The 22,140-nt window shown below is 66.4% G+C and carries 26 protein-coding genes; 15 read left to right on the top strand and 11 right to left on the bottom strand.

Annotation, left to right across the window (positions count from 1 at the left end; all coding sequences use genetic code 11):
• The first annotated feature begins 27 nt into the window (after window positions 1–27).
• On the top strand, window positions 28–1,020 hold the full coding sequence (locus ACYQ07_RS06430) for an NAD-dependent epimerase/dehydratase family protein (RefSeq protein ID WP_459878962.1): 993 nt from the start codon (window positions 28–30) through the stop codon (window positions 1,018–1,020).
• A 48-nt stretch (window positions 1,021–1,068) separates the two neighbouring features.
• Here ACYQ07_RS06430 and ACYQ07_RS06435 read toward each other — a convergent pair whose 3' ends face one another.
• From ACYQ07_RS06435 to coxB, 6 genes are all read right to left on the bottom strand, one after another.
• Window positions 1,069–1,821: a GNAT family N-acetyltransferase gene (locus ACYQ07_RS06435; protein ID WP_459878964.1), complete on the bottom strand. Its 753-nt coding sequence runs from the start codon at window positions 1,819–1,821 to the stop codon at window positions 1,069–1,071.
• Between the two features lie 174 nt (window positions 1,822–1,995).
• Window positions 1,996–2,268 (bottom strand): cytochrome C oxidase subunit IV family protein, encoded by a 273-nt coding sequence (locus tag ACYQ07_RS06440; RefSeq protein WP_459878966.1) that lies wholly within the window; start codon window positions 2,266–2,268, stop codon window positions 1,996–1,998.
• Between the two features lie 35 nt (window positions 2,269–2,303).
• Complete coding sequence (locus ACYQ07_RS06445) at window positions 2,304–2,447, bottom strand: hypothetical protein (RefSeq protein ID WP_459878968.1); 144 nt, start codon at window positions 2,445–2,447, stop codon at window positions 2,304–2,306.
• Window positions 2,448–2,526: 79 nt separating this feature from the next.
• Entirely contained in the window at window positions 2,527–3,030 is a 504-nt protein-coding gene (locus ACYQ07_RS06450; RefSeq protein ID WP_459878970.1) for a DUF7575 domain-containing protein, read from the bottom strand.
• Window positions 3,031–3,226: 196 nt separating this feature from the next.
• The gene (locus ACYQ07_RS06455; RefSeq protein WP_459878972.1) at window positions 3,227–5,737 is read right to left on the bottom strand and encodes a cbb3-type cytochrome c oxidase subunit I; all 2,511 of its coding nucleotides are present in this window, start codon (window positions 5,735–5,737) and stop codon (window positions 3,227–3,229) included.
• The gene (coxB, locus tag ACYQ07_RS06460; RefSeq protein WP_459878974.1) at window positions 5,737–6,519 is read right to left on the bottom strand and encodes a cytochrome c oxidase subunit II; all 783 of its coding nucleotides are present in this window, start codon (window positions 6,517–6,519) and stop codon (window positions 5,737–5,739) included. The genes ACYQ07_RS06455 and coxB overlap by 1 nt, the downstream gene beginning before the upstream one ends.
• A gap of 137 nt (window positions 6,520–6,656) precedes the next feature.
• On the opposite strand from coxB, the gene ACYQ07_RS06465 reads away from it, so the two are divergent.
• From ACYQ07_RS06465 to ACYQ07_RS06485, 5 genes are all read left to right on the top strand, one after another.
• Complete coding sequence (locus ACYQ07_RS06465; protein ID WP_459878976.1) at window positions 6,657–7,112, top strand: hypothetical protein; 456 nt, start codon at window positions 6,657–6,659, stop codon at window positions 7,110–7,112.
• Window positions 7,113–7,278: 166 nt separating this feature from the next.
• A complete protein-coding gene (tnpA, locus tag ACYQ07_RS06470) occupies window positions 7,279–7,668 on the top strand; it encodes an IS200/IS605 family transposase (RefSeq protein ID WP_459878978.1) in 390 nt (129 codons plus the stop codon).
• Window positions 7,665–8,903, top strand: a complete 1,239-nt coding sequence (locus ACYQ07_RS06475; protein WP_459878980.1) for an RNA-guided endonuclease InsQ/TnpB family protein — start codon at window positions 7,665–7,667, stop codon at window positions 8,901–8,903. Before tnpA ends, ACYQ07_RS06475 begins: the two co-directional genes overlap by 4 nt.
• Before the next feature lie 345 nt (window positions 8,904–9,248).
• Window positions 9,249–9,932: an endonuclease III gene (nth, locus tag ACYQ07_RS06480; RefSeq protein WP_459878982.1), complete on the top strand. Its 684-nt coding sequence runs from the start codon at window positions 9,249–9,251 to the stop codon at window positions 9,930–9,932.
• 127 nt (window positions 9,933–10,059) lie between these two features.
• Entirely contained in the window at window positions 10,060–10,302 is a 243-nt protein-coding gene (locus ACYQ07_RS06485; RefSeq protein WP_459878984.1) for a hypothetical protein, read from the top strand.
• Window positions 10,303–10,319: 17 nt separating this feature from the next.
• Here the strand turns inward: ACYQ07_RS06485 and ACYQ07_RS06490 are convergent, their stop codons facing one another.
• Window positions 10,320–10,790 carry a DUF7321 family protein gene (locus ACYQ07_RS06490; RefSeq protein WP_459878986.1) on the bottom strand — a complete coding sequence of 157 codons (471 nt, stop codon included), beginning with the start codon at window positions 10,788–10,790 and terminating at the stop codon, window positions 10,320–10,322.
• A 188-nt stretch (window positions 10,791–10,978) separates the two neighbouring features.
• On the opposite strand from ACYQ07_RS06490, the gene ACYQ07_RS06495 reads away from it, so the two are divergent.
• From ACYQ07_RS06495 to ACYQ07_RS06525, 7 genes are all read left to right on the top strand, one after another.
• Complete coding sequence (locus ACYQ07_RS06495; protein WP_459878988.1) at window positions 10,979–11,875, top strand: DUF7319 domain-containing protein; 897 nt, start codon at window positions 10,979–10,981, stop codon at window positions 11,873–11,875.
• Between the two features lie 85 nt (window positions 11,876–11,960).
• Window positions 11,961–12,614: a halocyanin domain-containing protein gene (locus tag ACYQ07_RS06500; RefSeq protein WP_459878990.1), complete on the top strand. Its 654-nt coding sequence runs from the start codon at window positions 11,961–11,963 to the stop codon at window positions 12,612–12,614.
• Entirely contained in the window at window positions 12,611–13,000 is a 390-nt protein-coding gene (locus tag ACYQ07_RS06505) for a DUF7318 family protein (RefSeq protein ID WP_459878992.1), read from the top strand. Before ACYQ07_RS06500 ends, ACYQ07_RS06505 begins: the two co-directional genes overlap by 4 nt.
• A gap of 7 nt (window positions 13,001–13,007) precedes the next feature.
• Window positions 13,008–13,817: a cytochrome b gene (locus ACYQ07_RS06510; RefSeq protein WP_459878994.1), complete on the top strand. Its 810-nt coding sequence runs from the start codon at window positions 13,008–13,010 to the stop codon at window positions 13,815–13,817.
• Between the two features lie 4 nt (window positions 13,818–13,821).
• On the top strand, window positions 13,822–14,610 hold the full coding sequence (locus ACYQ07_RS06515; RefSeq protein ID WP_459878996.1) for a cytochrome b family protein: 789 nt from the start codon (window positions 13,822–13,824) through the stop codon (window positions 14,608–14,610).
• Between the two features lie 94 nt (window positions 14,611–14,704).
• The gene (locus ACYQ07_RS06520) at window positions 14,705–15,136 is read left to right on the top strand and encodes a DUF7315 family membrane protein (RefSeq protein ID WP_459878998.1); all 432 of its coding nucleotides are present in this window, start codon (window positions 14,705–14,707) and stop codon (window positions 15,134–15,136) included.
• A gap of 4 nt (window positions 15,137–15,140) precedes the next feature.
• Window positions 15,141–15,410 carry a DUF7314 family protein gene (locus tag ACYQ07_RS06525; protein WP_459879000.1) on the top strand — a complete coding sequence of 90 codons (270 nt, stop codon included), beginning with the start codon at window positions 15,141–15,143 and terminating at the stop codon, window positions 15,408–15,410.
• Between the two features lie 790 nt (window positions 15,411–16,200).
• On the opposite strand, the gene ACYQ07_RS06530 is transcribed toward ACYQ07_RS06525, so the two are convergent.
• The 4 genes from ACYQ07_RS06530 to ACYQ07_RS06545 all read right to left on the bottom strand — a co-directional run bounded on the left by ACYQ07_RS06530 (window position 16,201) and on the right by ACYQ07_RS06545 (window position 19,499).
• Window positions 16,201–16,644, bottom strand: a complete 444-nt coding sequence (locus ACYQ07_RS06530; RefSeq protein WP_459879002.1) for a DUF7313 family protein — start codon at window positions 16,642–16,644, stop codon at window positions 16,201–16,203.
• 49 nt (window positions 16,645–16,693) lie between these two features.
• Complete coding sequence (locus ACYQ07_RS06535) at window positions 16,694–17,392, bottom strand: NAD(+)/NADH kinase (RefSeq protein ID WP_459879004.1); 699 nt, start codon at window positions 17,390–17,392, stop codon at window positions 16,694–16,696.
• Window positions 17,393–17,479: 87 nt separating this feature from the next.
• On the bottom strand, window positions 17,480–18,796 hold the full coding sequence (locus tag ACYQ07_RS06540; RefSeq protein ID WP_459879006.1) for a M28 family peptidase: 1,317 nt from the start codon (window positions 18,794–18,796) through the stop codon (window positions 17,480–17,482).
• Between the two features lie 115 nt (window positions 18,797–18,911).
• Window positions 18,912–19,499, bottom strand: a complete 588-nt coding sequence (locus ACYQ07_RS06545; protein ID WP_459879008.1) for a DUF420 domain-containing protein — start codon at window positions 19,497–19,499, stop codon at window positions 18,912–18,914.
• 124 nt (window positions 19,500–19,623) lie between these two features.
• Here ACYQ07_RS06545 and ACYQ07_RS06550 point away from each other — a divergent pair, with 124 nt between their 5' ends.
• Together ACYQ07_RS06550 and ACYQ07_RS06555 are read left to right on the top strand one after the other, a co-directional pair.
• Window positions 19,624–20,574, top strand: a complete 951-nt coding sequence (locus ACYQ07_RS06550) for a calcium/sodium antiporter (protein WP_459879010.1) — start codon at window positions 19,624–19,626, stop codon at window positions 20,572–20,574.
• Between the two features lie 79 nt (window positions 20,575–20,653).
• Window positions 20,654–22,135: a D-aminoacyl-tRNA deacylase gene (locus ACYQ07_RS06555; RefSeq protein WP_459879012.1), complete on the top strand. Its 1,482-nt coding sequence runs from the start codon at window positions 20,654–20,656 to the stop codon at window positions 22,133–22,135.
• The last annotated feature ends 5 nt before the right edge of the window (window positions 22,136–22,140 follow it).

The following is a 22,140-nucleotide window of genomic DNA, read 5'->3' on the forward strand; positions in this document are numbered from 1 at the left end:
TTTGCCCGCCGGCGTCTCACGTCCCCCATGACCGACACTGCACTCGTCATCGGCGGCACGCGGTTTATCGGCCGGCACGTCGTCGAAGATCTGCTCGAACACGGGTACGACGTTGGGATGCTCAACCGCGGGAACCACGAGAACCCGTTCGCCGACACCGACCGGGTCACCCACGTCGAAGGCGACCGCACGAACGAGCGGGATCTGAAGACCGCGAAGCTTTCCGTCGACCCCGACATCGTCGTCGACTGTGTCGCCTACCATCCGAGCGACGTAGAGGCCACGACCGAGGTGTTCGCCGACGTTGACGGCTACGTCTACATCTCCTCGGGCGCGGCGTACGCCGAGGAGTGGATCCCGAAACGCGAGGGCGAAACCCCGCTTCACGACTGCACCCCGGAACAGGCCACTGACGACGACCACGACACCTACGGCAACCGGAAGGCGGAGGGTGACCGCGTCGTGCGCGAGGCCGCCGAGCGCGGCGTCGCCGCGATGGCCGTCCGCCCCTGCATCGTCTACGGCCCGCACGACTACACCGAGCGGCTCGACTACTGGATCGACCGCGTGCTCTCGTCCGACCGGGTCGTCGTTCCCGGCGACGGCGATAGCCTCTGGCACCGCGCGTACGTCGAGGACGTGGCGAGCGCGCTCCGGATCGTCGCCGAGCGAGGCGAGCCGGGTGAGGCGTACAACGTCGGCGACCGCCGGGCGGTCACGTTAGAAGAGACCGTCGAGCTCATCGCCGACGTGGCCGACGAGTCCGTCGAGGTAGTCCACGCCGGGGCGGATGCGCTCGCCGCCGGCGGTCTCGAACCGGACGACTTCATCCTCTACCGGGACTACCCGCACCTCCTCGACACGAGCAAACTCGCGGCGCTCGGCTGGGAGTCCACGCCGCTCGAGGAGGCGATGGGGCGCGCCGTCGCCGACCACCGCGAGAGCGACCGCGACGGAAGCGAGTGGGATCCTGGCCGCGAGGCGGAAGAGCGCGTCATCGGCGTCAAAGAAACGCTGTAGTCAACCGACTACGCCGGTTCGCCAGCACGCACCGGCGTTTTCTCGATCTTAGAGGTACGCGGAGTCCCACCGAGCCGGCTTCCGCCGATTGCCGCACTCCTGACACTCCACGCGGTCCATCGTGTCGACGGCGACGTTCGTGCTCTCACACGACCCACAGAGGTAGCCGTAGCGGTCCTCGTGGTCGGTGTCCGTGTACACCGCGTAGAAGGGAGCGTCGGACCCGCGGTCGCTCTCCTCGAAGGCGACGTACACCGTCTCGCCGTCGTCGGTCTCGTACGACTCCTTCCGGAACGCCTCAGCCGGGCTCAGCCGCTTCCTGTACAGCCGCTCGGTGAAGGTGTCGTGGCCGATGTCGACCATGCGCTCGCCGGCGAACTCGTACCCCTCCCGCTCGTAGAAGTCGCCGCCGGCCTCGTTCGCGACGAGCACGCGTCCCTCGATGCGGGCGACCTCCGCGTCGCGCAACAGCTCCTCGACGCGGGTCAACAGGTCGCTCCCGATTCCGCGCTCCCGGTACTCCGGCTGGACGTGGAGCCAGTCGATCTCGCCGACGCGTTCCCGTCGGTCGACGACGTAGCTCTCCGCGAAGCCGACGACCTCTCCCTCCTCGACGGCGACGGGAAACACCGTGTCGGGGGCGGCGATGTCGTCGCCCAGGTCGGCTGCGTCGTACCACCGCTCGACGGCGTCGTCGATCAGCGCCTCGTCCAGCGCGTGGCCGTAGGAGGCCGACAGCGACGCACGTGCTACCTCGCGCACCGACTCGACGTCCTCCGGCGTGGCCGCTCGCAGTTCCATACACGTACCGTCTCCGGCCGACTACAAAAATCTCCCCGCCGGTTACGGGTCGCCATCGGTGGCGACGGCGAGCACGGAGGCGTCGCTCACGGACGGACGCACGGGGTCAGCATCGCGGTCGTCCCCAGCGACGCCGGGAAAAGCGACGGCGAACGGGGCGGTGGTCTCGGAGCGTTACGTGATGGAGTACGTCGCGGCGGCCATCAGCAGCATGGCCAGCGCCAGCGCCAGCAGCATCAGGTACGTGAGCGACTTGTTCTCCCAGCGAAGGTGCTGGTAGTAGCCGACGATCAGCACGGACTTGAGCGCGGCTGACACCATCGTCCCCGCGAACGCTTGACTGTAGCTGAAGAACTGGTCGAACTCGAAGAAGACGAACTTCGAGAGCGCCAGGAGGACGAGGGCGACGTAAATCGCCGTGTAGAGTTTCACGGAGTCGGACGCCATTCTTCAGATGAGAGTTGGTTCGCGTGCTTAAAGAATTAACCATCCGAACGCGGGCCGTTCTCCCCGCGCCACTTCTTCCAGTAGTGGTTCGCAATGACGAACCCCACGGACCAGAAGGCGACGGCGAACAGTGCGAACGCCAGCCCATACAGCAGCTGTCCGACCGGGAATCCGCTCATATCCGTAGTCGGGTCGTGGTGCCTATAAACGCACCGAGGCGTCACAGCACCCACAAGCCTCCACGGCGGTTCCGTTTCCCTACTCCTCGTCCGCGCCGGGGAGCGGCTCGGTACACCAGTGACAGAAGTCAAGCTCGGCGTCGACCTCCCGGCCGCAGTGCGGACAGTCGGTCACGGGCGGCTCGTCGCCCGCGTCCGCCGTGCCGGCACTTCCCCTGACGTTCAACGCTCCCGCGCCGGTCGCCGCCGAGCCCGACTCGTTCGGGCCGTCCGCCGGCGCCGTCGTCGCGTCGCCCGCGCGCTCGACCGTCCGGTTGTGCCGGACTGCAAGCAGGTACGCGTCGGCAACGCTCGCCACCGCGACGGCGAAGATGGGGAACACCTCGCCGAGCGGCGGGATTTCCGATCCGGCGACCAGCTGGTCCAGCGCCGCCTCGGGAACGAGCAGGTACGCCGCGACCAGCTGCAACAGCAGCCACCCGAACGCGCGCCCCCACCGACGGAGATACGCGTGACCCAATCCGGTGAACACCACCGCCAACAGCGCCGCAAGCCACGGGCGGCGCCTGCTCGTCTCGCTCATACTGGAGAGTGCGGCAGGGCGGTATTCAGTATTGGGTCTCCGGCTGCGGAGAGCACGCCCGGCGTGCGACCGCCGCGCTCGGCGGGCGCAGGCGAACGGAACGAAGCGGCGGGAGTACGAGGAAGCGGCGGGAGTACGAAGCGAACAAAAAGCGGCTGTCGGTCGAACGCCGGTCAGGGTGTCGTCCCGCGTTCCCTCAGAAGAGGTAGAACAGCGGGAACAGGAACACCCAGACGATGTCGACGAAGTGCCAGTAGAGGCCGAAGTACTCCACCGGCCGGCCGTCCTCCATGTACGCGCCCTGGTAGGCGCGGTAGAAGAGGAACGCCGCGATGAGCAGCCCGCCGACCACGTGGATCGCGTGGAGGCCGGTCGTCACGAAGTAGACCGACGCCTGCACGTCCGTGTACGGCAGCCCCTCGGAGACCGTGCCGATGAAGACGCCGTCGACGTAGATCTTCTCCCACCACTCCCAGGCTTTCACGCCCAGGAAGGTGAGCCCGAGCAGGGTGGTCGCGCCGAGCGTCGCCAGCAGCCCTTTCCGGCTCTTCCGGTGGGAGGCGACGAGCGCGAGGATCACCGTGAACGACGAGGTGAGCAGCACGAACGTGTTGATCAGCCCGGGAAGCGAGTCCGGAATCGGCTGCCACGTCATCCAGCCGGCGTTGTACCGGATGAAGACGGCCGCGCTGATGAACGCGCCGAAGACGATGACGTCGGACGCCAGGAAGAACCACATTCCCAGCTTCACCTTCTCGATGCCCTCGAAGGGCCACCGCTCGGCGAACTCGCTGGGCGGGGCGTAGAAGTCCTCCATCCCCCACTCCCAGCCGGTCCAGATCAGCCCGATGAGGCCGACGACCGTCAGGATCGGGTACATCGCACTGCCGACGAGCGCGACCTCGATACCGGCGATGGAGTCACCGGGCGACACCGACAGCGACTGGCGGATACCGGAGAGGCCCAACAGCATGATCCCGGTCGCCGCCGACAGCAGCAGCGGCCAGACGGAGGCGTGACTGGCATGTTTGTCCCAGTAGGGGTAGCTCTTGATGTGGTCGTCGTGGTGGTCACCGCCGTCGGTGGCGACCGCGCCGTCGGTGTTCCCTTTCACCGAGGGACCGCCGTCGGTCGCGCGGTCCTTCACGAACTCGAGTTTGCCGGAGGCGTACGACGGCCGACCCGGCCAGTTCTCCAGCGGCGGGGGTGAGGAGACCGCCCACTCAGCCGTCCGCGAGTAGTCCCACGGGTTGTCGCCGGCGGGCTCCCCGGAGACGTAGGACTTCGCGAAGTTGTAGAACATGATGAAGAACGACAGCCCGAGGACGAACGCCCCGATGGTGCCGAACTGGTGCATCGCCTGGAATTCGGGGTTGTACTCGAACACCCGGCGCGGGGTCTCCCACGCGAGGAACATCGAGAAGTACACCGCGTTGAACCCGATGAAGAAGATCACGAAGTGGACCTTCCCGAGGAACTCGTCGTACATCTTCCCCGTCATCTTCGGGAACCAGTAGTAGGCCCCGCCGAACAGCGCGGTCGCGCCGCCGAACATGACGTAGTGGAAGTGGGCAACGACCCAGTAGGTGCCGCGGAACTCGTAGTCGAGGACGATGGCGCCGAGGAAGACGCCGGTGATGCCCCCGAGGATGAACAGCAGGAGCGCGCCGAACGCGAAGAGGAACGGCGTCGTGAACTGGATGCGCCCCTTGATCAGCGTGTAGATCAGCGCGAACACCAGCAGGTCGAAGGGCAGGGAGATCCCGATGGTGGTCGCCATCATCAGCGTCTTGATCTCCAGGTTGATCGTCGTCAGGAACATGTGGTGCATCCACACGAGGAACGACTGCACGGAGATCAGACAGATGGCGATGATCACCCACTTCCGACCGACGAGCCGCCGACCGGAGAAGGTCTGGAACAGCTCCAACATCACCCCGAGCGCGGGGAAGAACACGATGTACACCTCCGGGTGTCCGAAGAACCAGAATAGGTGGCCCCACAGCAGCGAGCCACCCTCGGTCGCCGAGAAGTAGACGCTGCCGAGCACGCGGTCGGACGCGAGAATGAGCCCGACGGCAAGCAGGGCCGCGAACGCGAACAGCATCATCCAGACGGTCGCGAGCATCGACCAGGTGAACATCGGCATGTCCATCAGGCCCATTCCCTCCGCACGCGAGTGGTGTATCGACGTGAGGAAGTTCACCGTCGACGCGGTGACGCCGACGACGAACATGAACAGCGCGAGTACCGCGCCCGTCGACCCGATGCTCGGGGTGTACATGGGGACGTTCAGCGGCGCGTACATCGTCCAGCCGGCGTCGAGCGTGCCGCCCTGGAAGAAGCTGATCCCGAGCAGGATCCCCGAGAACAGGTACATCCAGTACGACAGCGCGTTCAGCCGCGGGAACGCCAGGTCGTCAGCCCCGATCTGCAGCGGGACGAAGTAGTTCGCGAAGCCGAACGCGAACGGCGAGAGGAACCAGAACACCATGATCAGCCCGTGGGCGGTGACGGCCTCGTTGTACGCCAGTCCGGACATCACCTGGCTTGCGGGGTCCCAGAGCTGCAGGCGGATCAGCAGCGCGAGCACGCCGCCGAACAGCAGGAAGAACAACGCCGTGATCGTGTACATGATCCCGACGTCCTTGTGGTTGGTCGTCACCAGCCAGCGCTTCAGGGAGGTCGTGGGCGGAAGTCCGGCCATTAGGCGTCACCTCCGTCGAACTGCTCGTCCCACTCCTCGGCGGCCTCCTCGTCACCCTCCGTCTCGTCGTACCACTCCTCGAACTCGTCGGCGGGCATCACGGTGATCTGGCCGTCCATCTGGGAGTGCCCGGTGCCACACAGCTCGAAGCACTCGACGAGGAACTCGGCGCGCTCGCCGTCGGCGGTCGACTCGAGCTCCGAGGAGTCGACGGAGAACCAGGTGTACGCCGTCTCACCAGGGATCGAGTCCGCTTTGAACCTGAGCTCCGACGCACCGAAGTTGTGCCAGACGTCGCGAGACGTCACCGCGATGTCTATCCGTGTGTCCGCGGGAACGACCAGCTCGTTGGTCTCGGAGTGTCCGTTCGGGTAGATGTAGTCCCAGCCGAACTGGTAGCCTTCGACGACCACTTCGAGACTCTCTCCCTCCATTTCGATCTCGGACTGTGCGTCCGGCCCCTCTTCGACGTAGAGGAGCAGCCCGTAGGCGTAGACGACGAGGCTGATGACGACGATGGCACTCAGCCCGAACGAGAGAAAGAGCTTCTTGGCTTTCGGACCGCCCTGTCCAGTCGGAAGCTCGCCGACCACGGGTGCGTCGAAGTCCTCCTTCGGCTCGCTCCCGTCGTCGCGGTACTTGTACGCGTTCCACAGCGTGTACGCGACGACGATAACGCCGACGAGCGTCCCGAGCGCGAGAAAGACGAAGAAGATCTCGTCGAACACCTCCGCCTGCGCGCGCCAGTCGGTCCCTTGTTGCAGGATTAGTGACTCTATCATGTTGGTCGCTCTGCTCTTGTGTTGACCTTGGCGAAGTCGCACTTAGCTCTTTTGTAGCGCGTCCGGCGTCCCGCCCCGTGATGACATACGAAGGCTATTTGTACGCGCGAACGGACCCTTTCGACAACGAGGAATCCATGGTCCAGCTCACACTTTTGAGTACGGTGTTGATGGGGCTGCTCGTCGCGGCCACGTTCGTGGCCGTCGCGAAGATCGGCGCCAAACGGGAACCGCCCCGTGGAGAGGAACCGGCGAGCAGATACGACGCGATCACGGAGTCGCTGTCAGACCTCGCCCGGACGCCGGCGGTCTGGTCGCTCGCGTTCGTCGTGATCACCCTCGGCGTCGGCCTCACCGCGCTGCTCGCGGTCGGCGACTTCGGGCTCCCCGAGGGGCTGACGGACACGCTGCTGTCGCTCTCGTTCGGCTTCCTGGGCGTGCTCATCACCGGGTTCGTCTTTCTCGGCGCGTACTTCGGCGCCCGCGGTCGCGGGCTCGGCAACGCACACGGCGTCGCCGCCGGCTCCTTCGCCGCCGGCCTCGTCTTTCTCGTCCTGGTCTCGGCACAGCTGCTCGTCGGCGTCATCGGCTGACCGGGTCCGTTCCGCCGTTGATACAGATCGATAGCGCATACCTCCGTCTTCAGGCGGAGGTCAAGCGATAGGCATAGTGTGTCAATCTACGACACCAGCTATTACTTGATTTCCCACACCTCACCAAAAATATTAACACGCTGACGAACTATAGTGTACAACACGGATGAAGACCACACGGCATGCGACCTACAACCTCAATTACCACATAGTGTGGTTGCCGCAGTACCGCAACTCGGTACTCGTCAACGAGGTCGCCGCCCGTGTGCGAGACATCCTCCACGAAATTGCCGACGACAAGAGTTTAGAGATAATCGACCTGACCGTACAACCGGACCACATCCACCTGTTCGTCAGTAGCCCACCGAAGCACGCACCGTCGCTTCTCGCAAACTGGTTCAAAGGTATCTCCTCGCGCAAGTACAACCACCGATACGCCGACCACGACGGCGAGAAAATCGGATGGGCACGGGGATACTACGCAGGAACCGCCGGGGACGTTTCGAGCGAGACAGTTGAGAACTACATCCAACAGCACAAGGAGAGCGACTCGTGACCGAACTCACGAAGACGCTCGAACTCAAACTGGTAGAGCCGAACGCCCACAAGCGGCAGAAACTTCGTGAGACGCGAGAGGCGTACCAGCAAGCCCTTCAGGATGCGTTCAACGCTGGATGTACCACGCAGACCGAAGCGAACGACGTGGTGGTCAACTACGACTTGTCGGGGTACGCGAAGAACGCGCTCAAACAGTACGTGCCGCAGCTGACGACAACGTACAATGCGGAGGGCCTGCATGACGATCATCCGGCTCGGTTCACCAACGAGGGGTTGCGACTTGACCATAAGCCCGAGAACGCAATCGAATGGTACGTCAAGATCCCGCACCATGAGGACTACCACCTCTGGATGCCAGCACAGCCCAACCCCGAACAGCGCGACTGGCTGGAAGCGTTGAACGCTGGGGACGCCGAGATGGGCGAGAGTCGGCTATTCGAGCGGGACGAGACGTGGTATCTCCACGTCACCGCCACCCGCGATGTGGAGGACTGTTCTGAGGCGTCAGCCGACGAACAGACGCCTATCGGAGTGGACATTGGAGAAGCGTCGCTCGCCACGGTGTGTCACCGCGACAAGCATGGTTCTCCAACCCGCCCCGAGTTGTGGGCCGACGAGGGCAAGACCGTCCGTCGGCTACGCAAAACCTACTTCACCGCCACACGGCGACTTCAAGAACGCGGAAGCGACTGCATCGCCGAGTCGTTCGGTGACGACTTATGGAACCAAATAGACGACGTGTTCCACCGTGTCACCCGTGAAGTCGTGGAATACGCCGAATCCGTCAAGAACCCCGTTCTCGTTCTGGAAGACCTGACGTACATCCGGGAGTCGATGGACTACGGCGCGTACATGAACCGCCGTCTCCACGGATGGGGATTCGCCAAACTCCACGCGCAGATACGCTACAAGGCCGTCGAGAAGGGCATCCCTGTCGAGACTGTGAACCCGCGTAACACCTCGAAGGAGTGCCATGCGTGTGGTGAGGTTGGTTACCGCCCGAAGCAGGCGACGTTCAAGTGTACGAACGACGACTGTTGGATGGGCGAGTACCAAGCGGATGTGAACGGAGCGGTGAATATCGCGGATCGCTACCTCAGCGGAGAGAGTCGTTCCAGAGAACACACGAACGACGATGACTCGGCTGAGGATGGGGCGCGGTTGACCGCGCCACAAGACAGCCAAGCCGATGCTGAAATCCAGCAGGAGACGCTTGGAACGAATGCGTCTTGAAACCACAGGGTCGTTGCACTCGATCTGAAATCCCATGGCGGGATTCCCGCGTCTTCAGGCGCGGGAGGAGGTCAATTTTGAACGCGCACGCGCCACGCGGAGATGCGTCGCGCGACGACTACGGGATTCCCGCCAGCGAGCCGGGAGCGTGCGGGCGCCGCGGGCGACGGGCGTACGCGGACGCCGGCCGACCGACGACGGGAACGGGTCACGACGAGGGAGTCGTATTATTGGGGCCTGAAACCTGCGATAACGGGAGAGTTAGCGGATGGCAGAGTGTCCGAAGCTGCCGCGGCGGCGCGCCGGTTCCGAACCGTTCAATGCCGGTCGCTCGCAGGGACGTGTATGGGAACGTCGCTCGACTCGCGCGAGGCGCAGGTGGAGGCAGTGCTCGACAGACTGTACGAGGAGTATCCCGACTCCGCCATCTCGCTCAACTACTCGAACCGGCTGGAGCTGCTCATCGCCGTCGTGCTCTCCGCGCAGTGTACCGACGAGCGGGTGAACACGGTGTGTGCGGAGCTGTTCAAGACGTACGACTCCGCGGCCGAGTACGCGAACGCGGACCAGGAGGAGCTGGCCGAGGAGATCAACTCGATCACCTACTACAACAACAAGGCGAAGTACATCCGCTCGGCGTGTGCCGACATCGTCGAGAAACACGACGGCGAGGTGCCGGACACGATGTCAGAACTCACCGACCTCGCGGGCGTCGGGCGCAAGACGGCGAACGTCGTGCTCCAGCACGGCCACGATGTCGTCGAGGGAATCGTCGTCGACACCCACGTCCAGCGGATCTCCCGGAGACTGGGGATCACCGAGGAGACGTCGCCGGCAAAGATCGAGGAGGACCTGCAGTCGGTCGTCCCTGAGGAGGACTGGCAACAGCTCACCCACCTCTTCATCGATCATGGGCGCGCGACGTGCACCGCGATCAACCCGGACTGTGACGACTGCGTGCTGGAGGACCTCTGTCCCTCCTCGAAGGAGGACGCCGACGTCGACCTCGCCAGCGGCGAGGCGTGGTGACGACGCGCGCGACTGCTGGGGTGTGTGACTGCCGGCGCTCGGCGACCGCTCGACCGCGCACCGACCGACGACTCTTATAAAGGCGGCCGGAAGGTGTAACAGGCACCCGTCCGTCATTCCCGACGCTATGACCGACGGAGATTCCGAGATTCCGCCGGCGATCCGCGAGCGCATCGAGACGCACGCCCGCGAGAACCCGGAAGCGGAGTCGTTCGAGGATTTCCCCGAGGAGGTTCGTGCGGAGATCCGCGAGGCGGAGCGGGAACACGACCAGCACATCGCCGAACAGAAGCTCTACGAGTTCGCCGAAGACGAGCTGCGCACGGCGAACACCGACCTTCGTCGCGACCGGCCGCCGGAGGACAGCTGAGGCGTCCTCCCTTTTACTCAGAAGTAGAGCACTGTGAACCGGTAGATGCCGGTGAGCCACGCGCAGATCCAGAGGATCAGGAACCCGGCCACGCCGATCCGGAGTCGGGCGCGCCAGTGGCCCATGTTCTCGCCGAGCTCGTCGATGTCCGCGTCGGCGTCGTGGTAGGCGCCCGCCGCGTGCTTCGCCTGGAAGATCCGGACGATGCCGGTGAGTCCGAACAGGAGGAGGGCGTACGCCTGAAGCCCGAAGAAGGCGTGAATGACGGCGTCGCCGGTCATCTGCTGCAGGACTCGCGGGAGCATCCACGTGACGACGGGCACCGTCGTCAACAGGAGCCCGACCGCGACGAACTTGAGGTGGTAGACGAGCACATCCCACGTCACCGTCTCGGCGTCGACCATGATCCACGCCCCGTACAGCAGGAAGGGGAGACTCGCCGTCACCGACAGTCCGGCTATCGTCGCGGCGACCGACGGCTCGACCATACGCGCCGTTCGGGTCGGGGAGCGTAAAACTCCCCGATCCGTCTCCGGGCGGCGGGGTCGCTCTTTCCAGACGGCGGGTCACTCCAGCGATCCCACGCGACGTTCCGTCCGACGGCGCTCGCCGGCGGGCGCTTATAAGCGGCGACCGGACGAAAGTCGTTAGCGTTCGGAGCACCTACCCGCACGTAATGGACGACGCTTCGACGCGGTCGGACGCCGGTGACAGCCGGGATGCGGCCGACGCAGCGGAGCCGTCATCGGACGGTGCGGAGTCGGCCGACTCCGGCGACGCGGAGCTCGACGCGCTTCGCGAGCAGGTCGAATCCGAGTACGACTTCGACGACTTCGGCCCCGAGGACATGGCGCGAATGTCCCCCGAGGAGTGGGACGCCGCGTTCGATCCCGAGACGTGGATCACTGGCGAGCGCCTGCTCGACCGCGTGGAGGCGGAGCTGAAAACGCGGATCTCCCGTCGTGAGGTGTTCGGCGTGCTCGAACGCGTGCGCGATGCGGACGGCGAGCGCGTGGTCGTGTACTCCGACGAGGGGTACGCGGTCGTGCGACCCAGCGGCGAGATCACGGGTGAGGGGACGGTGTTGCGGGACGTGGAGCCCGTCGTCGCGCTCGCGGCGATGGAGGAGTACGAGGTGTCGGAGCCGCCGGACGACTGGTCGCTGCCAGATCCCGACTCCGTCCCGCAGGGGTCCGGCGAGTTCGGCAACTGGATGCTCCAGATCGTGGCGGCGGTTCAGCTCGTCGCCGGCCTCGCGCTCCTCGCCGGCTGGCTGTTCTTCGGCGTCGACACCATCGTCGCTCCTGCGGCGGCGCTGTTTTTCCTCCTCATCGGCGTGTTCCTGTTCGCGATGGTGGCCAACGCCCGACTCTCCGACCGATTCCGTGCCGAGGAGTACCGCGAACGACTCCGGGCGCTGCGGGAGGCCGAACGACGCCCGGAGTTCGTGCCGATCGACGACGATGCGGAGTCCGTGCTGACCGACGACGCGGAACGCCCGTCGGCGTCCGACGAGCGGGACGAAAACGGCTCCGCACCGGGACGTAAGGGTGACGAGCGAGACGCCCGATAACGGGGGACTCAAGGGGCGTAACCGCGTCCCATCGGCCGATGTTAGTCGGTGGGTTTAAGCGCGCGCCGTCCTGACCTCGCAGTGTATGAAACGGCGGGACTTCCTGCGAACGGCCGGCGGTGCCACCGCCGCGGTCGGCGCCTCGACCGCAGCGACCGGAACGGTCGCGGCCGAGGACCGGCCCGACTTCGAGGGGTATCTCGACGGGGTCGACGGAGGGTTCGCTGACCTCCGCGGCCAGGACGAGGTAACCGTCGAGGTCGGCGCGCCCGGTAACGGTGGCGACCTGGCGTTCGAGCCGGCCGCGATCTGGATCGACGAAGGGGCGACGGTGGAGTGGGTGTGGACGGGCGACGGCGGCGCGCACAACGTCATCGCCGACGAGGAGAACACCGACTTCGAGAACGAGCACACGGACCTCGACAGCGGCAGTCCGGTCGACGACGAGGGGTACACCTACGAGTACACCTTCGAGGAGGGCGGTCGGACGGGGTACGTCTGTGCTCCCCACCGCGGCGTCGACATGTTCGGCGCGGTCGCCGTCGGCGACGACGTGCCCATTCAGGAGGCCGCCCCGGACACGGGATGGCCCGAGGATCCCGGCCAGTGGGGCGTCCCGATCCACGCCCACTGGGTGGGCGTCGCTGCGATGTTCGGCATCGTGCTCACGTTCGTGTTCACGTTCTACGTGCTGAAGTACGGCGAGTCCGCACACACCGGTCACGGAGGGAACCAATGAGCTCCGGTGGCTCCTCGTACGGTGACATCCACCGGTACGAGCCGGCCCGCGAGAGCACCGCCGCCGCCATCGCCATCGTCATTCTGACGGTGATCGAGGTCGTCTTCGTCTCCATCTTCGTTTACGGACTGATGTCCGGCTGGGCGTCCACGGAGTACGGGAACATGTACATGGGCGCGCTGCTCGCGCTGGTGTTCATCGACCTCGGCTTCATCCTCCTGTTGTACCGCAAGGAGTTCCTCCCCGACGTGATGATCGTCAAGAAGCGCCGGCGCAAGTGGGAGGACCTCTACGTGCGCGAAGACCAGAAGGACGGCGTCGAGGTCGACGCCGGCGACGCGTGGGACACGGTGAAACGCGCGATCTACCCGTACTACAAGCGGTGACCACACAATGAGCCTCAAAAAACAAGACGAGATGGACCACAACGCGTGGCTCAAGAGTCAGGATCTGACGGTCATCGAGACCGCGTTCCTCACCACGCTCATCTGGATGGACAAACGCCTCCGCATCGTCGACTATCTCGAGCTGCTGGAGACGATGTACTACCGCGCGAACCTCCAGATGCCGAAAAGCCACACGGAGCAGTACGACCTCGACAACAAGTTCTGGTACTGGTACCCGCTGTACTCGCTGGGGTCGCTGTCGATCATCGCGTACCTCGTAGCAGCGGTTTCCGGCGCGCTCCTCGGCTTCTACTACTCGCCGTCGACCGCCGGCATGGCCGCACAGGGCGACCCGACGGCGGCGTACGACTCCGTCGTCGAGATCATGCAGGACGTGCAGTTCGGCTTCATGCTCCGGTCGATCCACCGCTGGGCCGCCCAGTTCATGGTGGCAGCAGTGTTCCTGCACATGCTGCGGGTCTACTTCACGGGGTCGTACAAGGAGCCCCGCGAGGTGAACTGGATCCTCGGCATCGTGCTCATCGGCCTGACGCTGATGTTCGGGTTCTCGGGGTACGTCCTCCCGTGGAAGCAGCTGTCCTTCTGGGCGGCACAGATCGGCGTCGAGATGGCGCTCGCGACGCCCCTCGTGGGCGAGTGGGCGGCACAGCTCCTGTTCGGCGGCTTCACGCTGGGACAGGCGACGCTCGTGAGAATGTACATCCTGCACGTGTTCATCCTGCCGTTCGTGGTGACGGGACTCATCGCGCTCCACGTCGGCATCGTCTGGGTGCAGGGGATCGCGGAGCCGCACTAACGCAATGACCGACACCAACGACCCAACCACCGACGGAGGAACCGACGGCGAAGCACGCACCGACGGGGGACCGCCGGCGACCGTGCCGCCGGACGACGAGACGCCCACCTGGAGCGAGCGCAAGGAGCGCTCACAGGGGCTCTCACAGCTCACCTACCAGTACTTCGAGCGCTCCCGGCGTGAGGACGAGAACCTGCGTGCGGAGTCGACGTACGTCGAGCGCGACGTGCTCGGCTTCCCCGCGTGGCCCCATGAGACGATCCGCAACCTCGCCATCACGAGCTTCTTCGTGGGCGTCATCCTGCTCGTCTCCGCACTGCTGCCGCCGCATTTCGGCGACCCGGCTCACCCCGGACAGACGCCGTCGATCATCCTGCCCGACTGGTACCTCTACTGGTCGTTCGGGCTGCTTCACCTCGACCCGATCAACCCCGAACTCGCCATCCTTGGCGGTGACAAGGTGATGTCCGACGAGCTGTACGGGCTGGTTGCGCACGGCGTCGTGATGGGCTTTATCACGCTCGTGCCGTTCCTCAACAAGGGGAGCGCCCGCCGGCCCGTCGAGGAGCCCATGTGGGCCTCCATCGGCGTCGCCGGCGTGATCTTCTCGGTCACCATCGGCATTCTCGCCATCCAGAACATGGTGCCCATCGAGCTGGACCTCCTGCTCAACCTGGTGTTCCTGCTCCCAGTACTGGGCGGCATCGTCACCTACGCGGTGTTGAAGACGATGCGCGAGGGGTACATGTACGACCTCAACCGCCGGTACTACATGCTGCGTCCGCCGAAGTAGGGGCTGCGGGCTGATCCACCGACGCGCAGTCACGCGCACACTCTCACGCGCCCCTCCCGCCCCCCGCCGACTTCTCCCCTCCCCCTTCCCACAGATGGCACCCACAGACGACGCCGACGAGCATCAGGCGGTCGACGAGACCGGCGACCCGATCGCGAAAGACGACGAGTCGGACCCGCGAAACGAGCCGCTCGGCGTTCGGAGCGGGCCGGACGGTCGCGAGGTCGTCGTCCCGCTGCGGCTGTTCAAGACGGTGATGGTGTTCTCGACGCTGGCGGCGGTGGTCACCTTCTTCGTCGGCTTCACCCTCATCGACGCCGCGACGCTGCAGTTCAGCTTCATTCGAACGACGATCGAGTACGTGTTGGCGTCGATCGGCCTGTTACCCCCCGAGGACGTGCTGACGGCGTTTCTGGCGATCGCCGGGTTGCTGTCGATCCTGACGGGAACGGCCATCTACGTCCTCGGAACACGGTTTCGAGCTCAGGGAATGGGAAAGCCTCAAGAGGATTCCAGCGAACAGTAAGCCAATGGCAGACGAGTTCATGAAGGGTCTCGCCCTGTTCACCCTCGGGGGACTCGGGTGGTTGACGTTCGCCGGATGGTACCGCACGCCGAGTTTCTACGATGTCGGGCAGCTGTTCGCCGAGCCGCAGGCGGCAGAGAGCGTCTACGACCAGATCGGCATCTTCGCCGGCGACGCCTTCTTCTGGTTGATGGTGATCGGCGCGCTCACCTTCTGGGTGCTCGTGCCCGCGACGCGCGAGCTCCGCCGCTCGCGCGGTGACGCGGCGAACTGAGCGCGTCGGTCGATCCGGTTGCGGTTTTTCGGGTTCTGGTTCTGTTGAACGTTCGTGCGTTAGCCGCACTTGTGGCTGAACCACCCGGTCTATGAGTGCAGTTTGTTGACCGACTTCGGGAGTAGGTGTGGTACGTAGTTGGATGAGGCGTTTATAACTGAGACGTTGGTGGAGGTGTGTTTCGTTTATAAGGTGCGTTTGTTCGGTGAGTCGCTGATGATTCGATGATGGAGACCGCCTTCAAAAGCCCCAGCCGGCTCCGGTCGAGGGCCTCGCTGCGCGCTCAAAAGGCCTCTCCGCACCGCCCGGCCTTTTGAGTGCTTACGTCGCCCGTCTTCCCGGAGCCGGCTGCCCCTTTCAGTCCCACCCCGCACAGCAACCGCACCTCACGCCTCCCCAGCCTCGGTCGGCGGCGGCCGCGGGACCGCAACGCCGCGGCCGCCGCCGACCTCCCTCGCGCGCCGACGAGCGCCCAGCGGGCGCTCGCCGGGCGCGCCACCGCACCGCCCGTCCGTTTATAAAGAAGCCGTCGTAACCGCTCTCGGACGTTTATATGCCACCTCGCCGGCGACGATCTGCAACACTCACTCCCGATCTCGCTTATCGAGGATCCGAGACTGGCCACGAAGGGACAACTGTGTCTCCCACGAAGAGCGTCACCAGTTTCGAGCACCGTGCGTCCCACCGAGCACGCCGGCGCGAGGGACTCGGCCTCGAAACTCGCGCGGCGACGCCGCGGCTGACCCGGCGGGCTCTCGACGGAACGAACGGAAAAGGAACTTCGACGGCGTTACGCGACGACGAACTCGCCCCAGAAGTCGGCCACGACGAAGAACAGGGCGTAGTAGACGGCGTACAGCACGACGAGACCGGAGCTGACGAGCGCGCTTTTCGGGAGCTCGACGGTCATGTCGTTGCGCGCCTCGACGTTGCGCGCCTCGAACTCGAAGAGGTCGGCGACCAGCATCGTCACCACGAGCAGCGAGAGGATCACGCCGCCGGTCGGCGAGTCGAGCGTGAACAGGAGACTCAACAGCAGGAGCCCGACGTTCGTGAACACGTGTGGCGTGAACTGGTCGACGCTGTCGCCCGCTTCAGCCTGCTCGACGTGCTGTTTGTGCGCGAGGTGTCGGGTAGCGAGGTTCGCGAGCGCCATGACGAGGATCGCGAACGGCAGGATCGGCCCGACGACCTCGATCCAGTCGAGGGGGACGAGGAACTGCAGTGGGTCCATACAGGTCACTCGGTCCACGACTCATTAGAGTTTTTCCAATCGGCCGCGCTTACGGCCCGGTTTGCTCGGTCCCCATCGACAGGACGGTCACTCGGTCGTCGACCCGGACCGTCACGGGCTCGTTCGGGGGGACCTCGCCGTACTCCTCGCCGTCGAGCACCAACGACACCCGTTCCTCGTCGCGCTCGACGGTCACTTCGAGCGGCGCGCTCGCGACCCACGTGTCGGTCGTGGTCGAGAACGGTGCGACGGGAACGATGGAGAGGCCGGTGTCGGGCCCGAGCACCGGGCCGCCCGCCGCGGCCGCGTAGCCGTCGCTTCCGAGCGGCGTGGCGACGACGACGGCGTCGGCCCGGAACGATTCGCGACCCTGATTCGGGAAGGTGACGGCATATTCGGAGATTCGGGCGGGTTCGGCAGTGACGAGGGTGGCGTCGAACACCGCGGTTCCCTCGCGCTCGCCGGCGATCTCGACCGACAGCACCGGGTGACCGGCGCGCTTGGTGTCGCCGTCGAGCAGTCGCTCGACCGCGGCCCCGGCGTTTTCGGACGAGGTAGCGTGCCGACCGGCCCCCACCGGGAGCACGGGAACGTTCACGTCGGCAGCCACGCGGATGCCGTCGGGATCGGCCGCGACGATGGCGTCCGCCGTCGGGGGATCGACGACGGTCGCACCCCGTTTCCGCAGGGCGGCGGTTACCTCGTCGTCGTCCCCGACAACCGCGACTCGTCGCACCGGCTCGCTCATGCGCGGACCTCGGGCGGCGCCGGGAAAAAGCCACGCGGTTCGGGAGGGTGGGGGGCGGCTATCGACCGGCCGTCCGTCACACCCGTCTCAGAACGGCCAGTCGCCGGTGATCTTCATCCCGGTCGCCTTGTCCTCGGCTTCCAGCGCGGCGGCGATCGCGTCGGTGTCGCGGCGCTCGACGGTCACGTCCGCGCCGGCGAGGTCGACGACGAGCTCGGTGAGCAGTACCGACTGCTCGCGGAGATTTCTGGACTCCAGCTTGTCGAGCGTGTCGGCGGCGGTGTGGCCCCAGCCGCGCCCGCGGTCGCTCGTCTCGCCCGAGACCATGTAGCCGGGGATGCCGCGCTGGACGAACGGCCAGTGGTCGCTGTGGGGGACGACTGCCCCGTCGGTGGAGACGGGATGGTCGAACCGGTCGCTCACGCGCTCGGCGGCGGCTTCGAGCTCCGGGAAGTCGTGGTGGTCGAGCTTCAGCGTGCGGCCGAAGACGTTGCTGTCGACGTTGACGACGGCTTTCACCAGCTCGGGGTCGGCGGCCTCGGCGGCAACGGACGACCCCACGAGCCCGACCTCCTCCGCGCCGAAGCCGACGAGCTTCACGCGGGTATCGAGTTCGTCCTCGCGCGCGGCGAGCGCCTTCGCCACTTCGACGACGGTGGCGGTGCCGGCACCGTTGTCCATCGCGCCCTCCGCGATGTCGTGGGCGTCGACGTGTGAGGAGACGACCACGTACTCGTCCGTGTCGGGGCCAAGCTCCGCGACGACGTTCCCGCTTTCCGCGGCGGGCGTCGCACAGTCCACGGCAACGGTGAGCTCCTCGCCCTCGAACCGGCGGGCGAGGCGGGCGTCGGTCTCCTTGCTCACGCCGACCGCGGGGATGTCGCCGACGGGTGCGTCCGCGGTGCCGACGCTCCCCGTAGGCGGCAGCTGCCCCTCGACGTGATTGGCGAAGACGAAGGCGGCCGCGCCCGCCTCGACGGCGTGGTAGTACTTCTCGCGGCGGTGGATGAAGCGGTCGAAGGAGTCCGGTACCGTCGAGGAGACCATCACGACTGCGCCCTCCAGGTCCGCCTCGAAGTCCTCGGGGAGCCCGTAGCCGAGGTCGACGAACTCGCCGGTCACCTCGCCTGCGGGGCTCCGTGGGAGCGCGATACACTCGTTGTCGCCGCTCGCTTCGGTGGTGCCGTCGTGTCGGATGGCGCTGTCGCCGCGCTCCCAGCCCTGTACGTCGAACGGCTCGATACGGGCGTCGCGCGCGCCGACCGCCGCGAGCGTGTCGCGGGTGAGCGCCAGCGCCTCGTCCTCGCCGTCGCTGCCGGCCATGCGGTTCCCGACTGCGACGAGGTCTTCGAGGAAGTTCCAGCCCGTCTCGCTCGTGAAGGCGTCACCGATCCACTCGGTCATGGTCCCCCCTGTTCGGGGAAGCGCGTTAAGCCGTTCGGTGGCGGATGGGACGGCCGGGAATGGGGGCACAGCGAGCCGACGGCGGTCGCGAACAGTCGACGGCGGTCGCGAACGCTCAGTAGGTGTAGCCGTACACGTGGTTGAGCATGAGGTAGGTGACGACGCCGAGCACCAGCGAGAGCAGCCACGAGGCGGCGGCGATCCGGCCGACGCGTGCGTGCGGCGTCTCCTGACGGAGCTCGCGCTCCGAGTGCGTGGCGCCGAGGATGATGGCGTAGAGCACGACCGGGACCGCGAGGATGGACAGCAGGATGTGGATGGCGAGCATCAGGAGGTAGGCGTAGCCGATCAGCTCCGGGCCGTCGAAGTACTTGGTGCCGCCGCCGGCGACACGCGGGACGTAGATGCAGAGGAACAACAGGATCAGCCCGAAGGAGGTCACCATAGCGCCGGCGTGCTTTCGGGTCTCGCCCTTGCGGATCCAGTACCAGCCGAGCGAGAGCGTGAGGATCGTGAGGCTGTTGACGACGGCGATGGCGTGGGTGAGCAGGTCGACGGTTCCGGTCGAGAGGTCGGGAAACAGCGCGGCGAACTGCGGGACCAAGAAGACGCCGAGTACGACGCCGTAGCCGACGACGGTGAGGAGCCCGGTGAGTGCGAGCGGGCGCTCCTTCGCGAACGCGCGGACGCTGGCGACTGACATGGTCGACGATTGCGCCGGACGGATAATCCCTCTTCGGGTTTTCCTGCCGACTGGGACCGTGGTCAGTGTCGGTCGAGAACCACCTACCACGTCGCTTTAGTGTGAACCGGGAGAAGGAGCCGGCGTGCCGCTCGGGTCACCTCTCACCGAAATCCTCCTGCTCGCCGCGGGCGTCGTGCTGCTGTACGCCGGCGCGGAGCTGCTGGTCGACGGCGCCGCGGATCTCGCGCTCGCCGTCGGGCTGAAAGCCTCCACCGTCGGGGTGACGGTGGTCGCGTTCGCCACAACTGCCCCCGAGCTGTTCGTCGCCGTACTCGGCGCGCTCACCGTCTCAACGGACATCGGGCTGGGCGCCATCGTCGGATCCAACATCGCCAACATCGGACTCGTGCTGGGCATCGCCGCGCTCATCCGGCCGATGGACGTCTCCGACACCGTCCTCAACCACCACGTCCCGTTCATGGTGCTCGCCGCCCTCCTGCTGGTCGCCGTGGGATGGAACGGGCGGATCGGTGCGGTCGACGCCGCCATCCTGTTGAGCGCGTTGGTCGCGTTCACCCTCGTGGTGATGCGCCGGATCCGGCGCACGCAGTCGGGGATCACCGCCGCCGACCGCGAGGAGATGCCGGACGCGAAGCTTCGGGACGTGGCCGCCGTGCTCGGCGGCATCGTCGCGCTCGTGCTCGGCTCTCGCTGGCTGATCGAGGGCGGTCGGGAGCTGCTGGCGGCGGCGGGCTACTCCGACCTGTTCATCGGGCTGACGGTGCTCGCCATCGGCACGTCGCTGCCGGAGCTCGCCGCGAGCGTCGTCGCCGCCGTCCGTGACGAGGCGAGTTTCAGCGTCGGCAACGTCGTCGGCTCGAACATCTACAACGTGCTCGCCGTGATCGGGATTCTCGCGCTGATCGCCCCCGTCGACGTGAGTCCCGGCGTTCGGGCCTTCGAGTTCCCGATGCTGGTCGGGTTCACCGTCCTGCTGGTCGGGTTGATGTACCGCGGGCGCCGGCTCTCCCGGCTCGACGGCGGGGTGCTGGTAGTCGCATACGCCGTCTTCGTCTATCTGCTGTTCCCCTAGAGACTCTGCCTGCTGTTCCCGTAAGCGTCGTCGCCCGGATCCGACGACTATTCGACCCCGGACGCCTCATGCTCCGCCAGTGATCGCCATCGTCGTCAGCCGGGCTGACAGCGCCTCCGCACACATCGGGGAGCGCCTGCTGGACCGCGCCGAGTGGGAGGAACGGACCGACGAGGAGCTTTCCGACGCGGAGGGAGGCGGGACGTACTTCCGGCGGCCGGGCCTCGAACTCCGGGAGTTCGACGAGATCCACGTCGAGCTTGACGATCCCGCGACCGCGTTCGTGGGGGATGCGGACGATTCGGCGGCAAATCCCCGCGCCGGCGACCCCGCCGACCGGCTCGACTGTCTCGCGTTCGTCTCGCGGCACTCGGGCGAGACGGGACCACTCCTGACGGCGCACTTCACGGGGAACTTCGGCGAGGCGAAGTACGGCGGGGAGCCCGACGCCCTCTCCGAGACCGCGCCCGGCGCCGCAAAGCGGGTAGTGGAGCACTTCACGGAGCACGCGCCGGAAGGGTACGACGCCGCCGTCGAGTGCACGCACCACGGCCCGACGAACGTCTCCGTCCCGTCACTGTTCGTCGAGTTGGGCTCGGCCGAGCCCCAGTGGACGGACGCCAAGGCGGCGGGCGTGGTTGCGGACGCCGTGATCGGGCTCGCGAGCACCGGTCCGGACCTCGTCGGCGAAGACGGCTGCCCGCGCCACGTCGTCGGGTTCGGCGGGGGCCACTACGCGCCGCGATTCTCGCGTATCGTCGCGGAGACGGACTGGGCTGTGGGCCACATCGGCTCCGAGTGGAACCTCGCGGCGATGGGGGCGCCGGACGCCAACCGGGACTTGCTCGACCGGGCGTTCGAGGCCAGTCGCGCGCGCCACGCGGTCGTGGACGGCACCCACCCCGAACTGGTTGAGACGCTTACCGACCTCGGCTACCGCGTCGTGAGCGAGACGTGGGTGCGGGAAGTGGGCCGGACGCCGCTCGCGCTGGTGTCGGTCGTGGAGGACGCCGTCGGGCGCATCGACGCCGGACTTCGGTTCGGCAAGGTTCGCCCGGCGGTCGACTACGCCGGCGACGACGCCAGCGACGACGCCCCCGAACGGGTGCGTGAGGCGCTGGAGGTGCTCCCGCTGCCGGCCGATCTGCTCGCGGCGGCCCAGGGAGTCGACGCCGACGGCGCCCGCGACGCCATCGAGGAAACGACCGTGGCGTTCGACACGGAGCACTCGGGGAGCCGCGCGGGGGGCGATGCCGCGTTCGCCGTCGACGACGCCCTGCCCGGGTACACCGACCTCGTGAACGGGCTCGCGGACGTGCTGGCTGACGGCTACGACGAGGTGACCGTCGAGCCGGATGCCGTCGTCGCCGTCGAGGAGGCGTTCGAGCCGTCGCTGGCGGCGAAAGTCGGCGTCCCCGAGGGACCGGAATTCGGCAAGCTGGCCGCGGGTGAGGCCGTCGAGGTCGGCGACCGAACGATCCCGCCGGAGGCCGTCCGCCGCGAGCAGGAGACGCGGTTCCCGGTCGAGCGGTCGCCGGCGGGGGACGCGACCGGGGAGTGAGGTGG

It is taken from the genome of Halorubrum gandharaense (assembly GCF_054654575.1).

Excerpts from the sequence above, each read along its gene's own strand:
- ACYQ07_RS06430 (WP_459878962.1), top strand. The coding sequence starts at position 28 with ATGACCGACACTGCACTCGTCATCGGCGGCACGCGGTTTATCGGCCGG.
- ACYQ07_RS06435 (WP_459878964.1), bottom strand. The coding sequence starts at position 1,821 with ATGGAACTGCGAGCGGCCACGCCGGAGGACGTCGAGTCGGTGCGCGAG.
- ACYQ07_RS06440 (WP_459878966.1), bottom strand. The coding sequence starts at position 2,268 with ATGGCGTCCGACTCCGTGAAACTCTACACGGCGATTTACGTCGCCCTC.
- ACYQ07_RS06445 (WP_459878968.1), bottom strand. The coding sequence starts at position 2,447 with ATGAGCGGATTCCCGGTCGGACAGCTGCTGTATGGGCTGGCGTTCGCA.
- ACYQ07_RS06450 (WP_459878970.1), bottom strand. The coding sequence starts at position 3,030 with ATGAGCGAGACGAGCAGGCGCCGCCCGTGGCTTGCGGCGCTGTTGGCG.
- ACYQ07_RS06455 (WP_459878972.1), bottom strand. The coding sequence starts at position 5,737 with ATGGCCGGACTTCCGCCCACGACCTCCCTGAAGCGCTGGCTGGTGACG.
- coxB (WP_459878974.1), bottom strand. The coding sequence starts at position 6,519 with ATGATAGAGTCACTAATCCTGCAACAAGGGACCGACTGGCGCGCGCAG.
- ACYQ07_RS06465 (WP_459878976.1), top strand. The coding sequence starts at position 6,657 with ATGGTCCAGCTCACACTTTTGAGTACGGTGTTGATGGGGCTGCTCGTC.
- tnpA (WP_459878978.1), top strand. The coding sequence starts at position 7,279 with ATGAAGACCACACGGCATGCGACCTACAACCTCAATTACCACATAGTG.
- nth (WP_459878982.1), top strand. The coding sequence starts at position 9,249 with ATGGGAACGTCGCTCGACTCGCGCGAGGCGCAGGTGGAGGCAGTGCTC.
- ACYQ07_RS06485 (WP_459878984.1), top strand. The coding sequence starts at position 10,060 with ATGACCGACGGAGATTCCGAGATTCCGCCGGCGATCCGCGAGCGCATC.
- ACYQ07_RS06490 (WP_459878986.1), bottom strand. The coding sequence starts at position 10,790 with ATGGTCGAGCCGTCGGTCGCCGCGACGATAGCCGGACTGTCGGTGACG.
- ACYQ07_RS06495 (WP_459878988.1), top strand. The coding sequence starts at position 10,979 with ATGGACGACGCTTCGACGCGGTCGGACGCCGGTGACAGCCGGGATGCG.
- ACYQ07_RS06500 (WP_459878990.1), top strand. The coding sequence starts at position 11,961 with ATGAAACGGCGGGACTTCCTGCGAACGGCCGGCGGTGCCACCGCCGCG.
- ACYQ07_RS06505 (WP_459878992.1), top strand. The coding sequence starts at position 12,611 with ATGAGCTCCGGTGGCTCCTCGTACGGTGACATCCACCGGTACGAGCCG.
- ACYQ07_RS06510 (WP_459878994.1), top strand. The coding sequence starts at position 13,008 with ATGAGCCTCAAAAAACAAGACGAGATGGACCACAACGCGTGGCTCAAG.
- ACYQ07_RS06515 (WP_459878996.1), top strand. The coding sequence starts at position 13,822 with ATGACCGACACCAACGACCCAACCACCGACGGAGGAACCGACGGCGAA.
- ACYQ07_RS06520 (WP_459878998.1), top strand. The coding sequence starts at position 14,705 with ATGGCACCCACAGACGACGCCGACGAGCATCAGGCGGTCGACGAGACC.
- ACYQ07_RS06525 (WP_459879000.1), top strand. The coding sequence starts at position 15,141 with ATGGCAGACGAGTTCATGAAGGGTCTCGCCCTGTTCACCCTCGGGGGA.
- ACYQ07_RS06530 (WP_459879002.1), bottom strand. The coding sequence starts at position 16,644 with ATGGACCCACTGCAGTTCCTCGTCCCCCTCGACTGGATCGAGGTCGTC.
- ACYQ07_RS06535 (WP_459879004.1), bottom strand. The coding sequence starts at position 17,392 with ATGAGCGAGCCGGTGCGACGAGTCGCGGTTGTCGGGGACGACGACGAG.
- ACYQ07_RS06540 (WP_459879006.1), bottom strand. The coding sequence starts at position 18,796 with ATGACCGAGTGGATCGGTGACGCCTTCACGAGCGAGACGGGCTGGAAC.
- ACYQ07_RS06545 (WP_459879008.1), bottom strand. The coding sequence starts at position 19,499 with ATGTCAGTCGCCAGCGTCCGCGCGTTCGCGAAGGAGCGCCCGCTCGCA.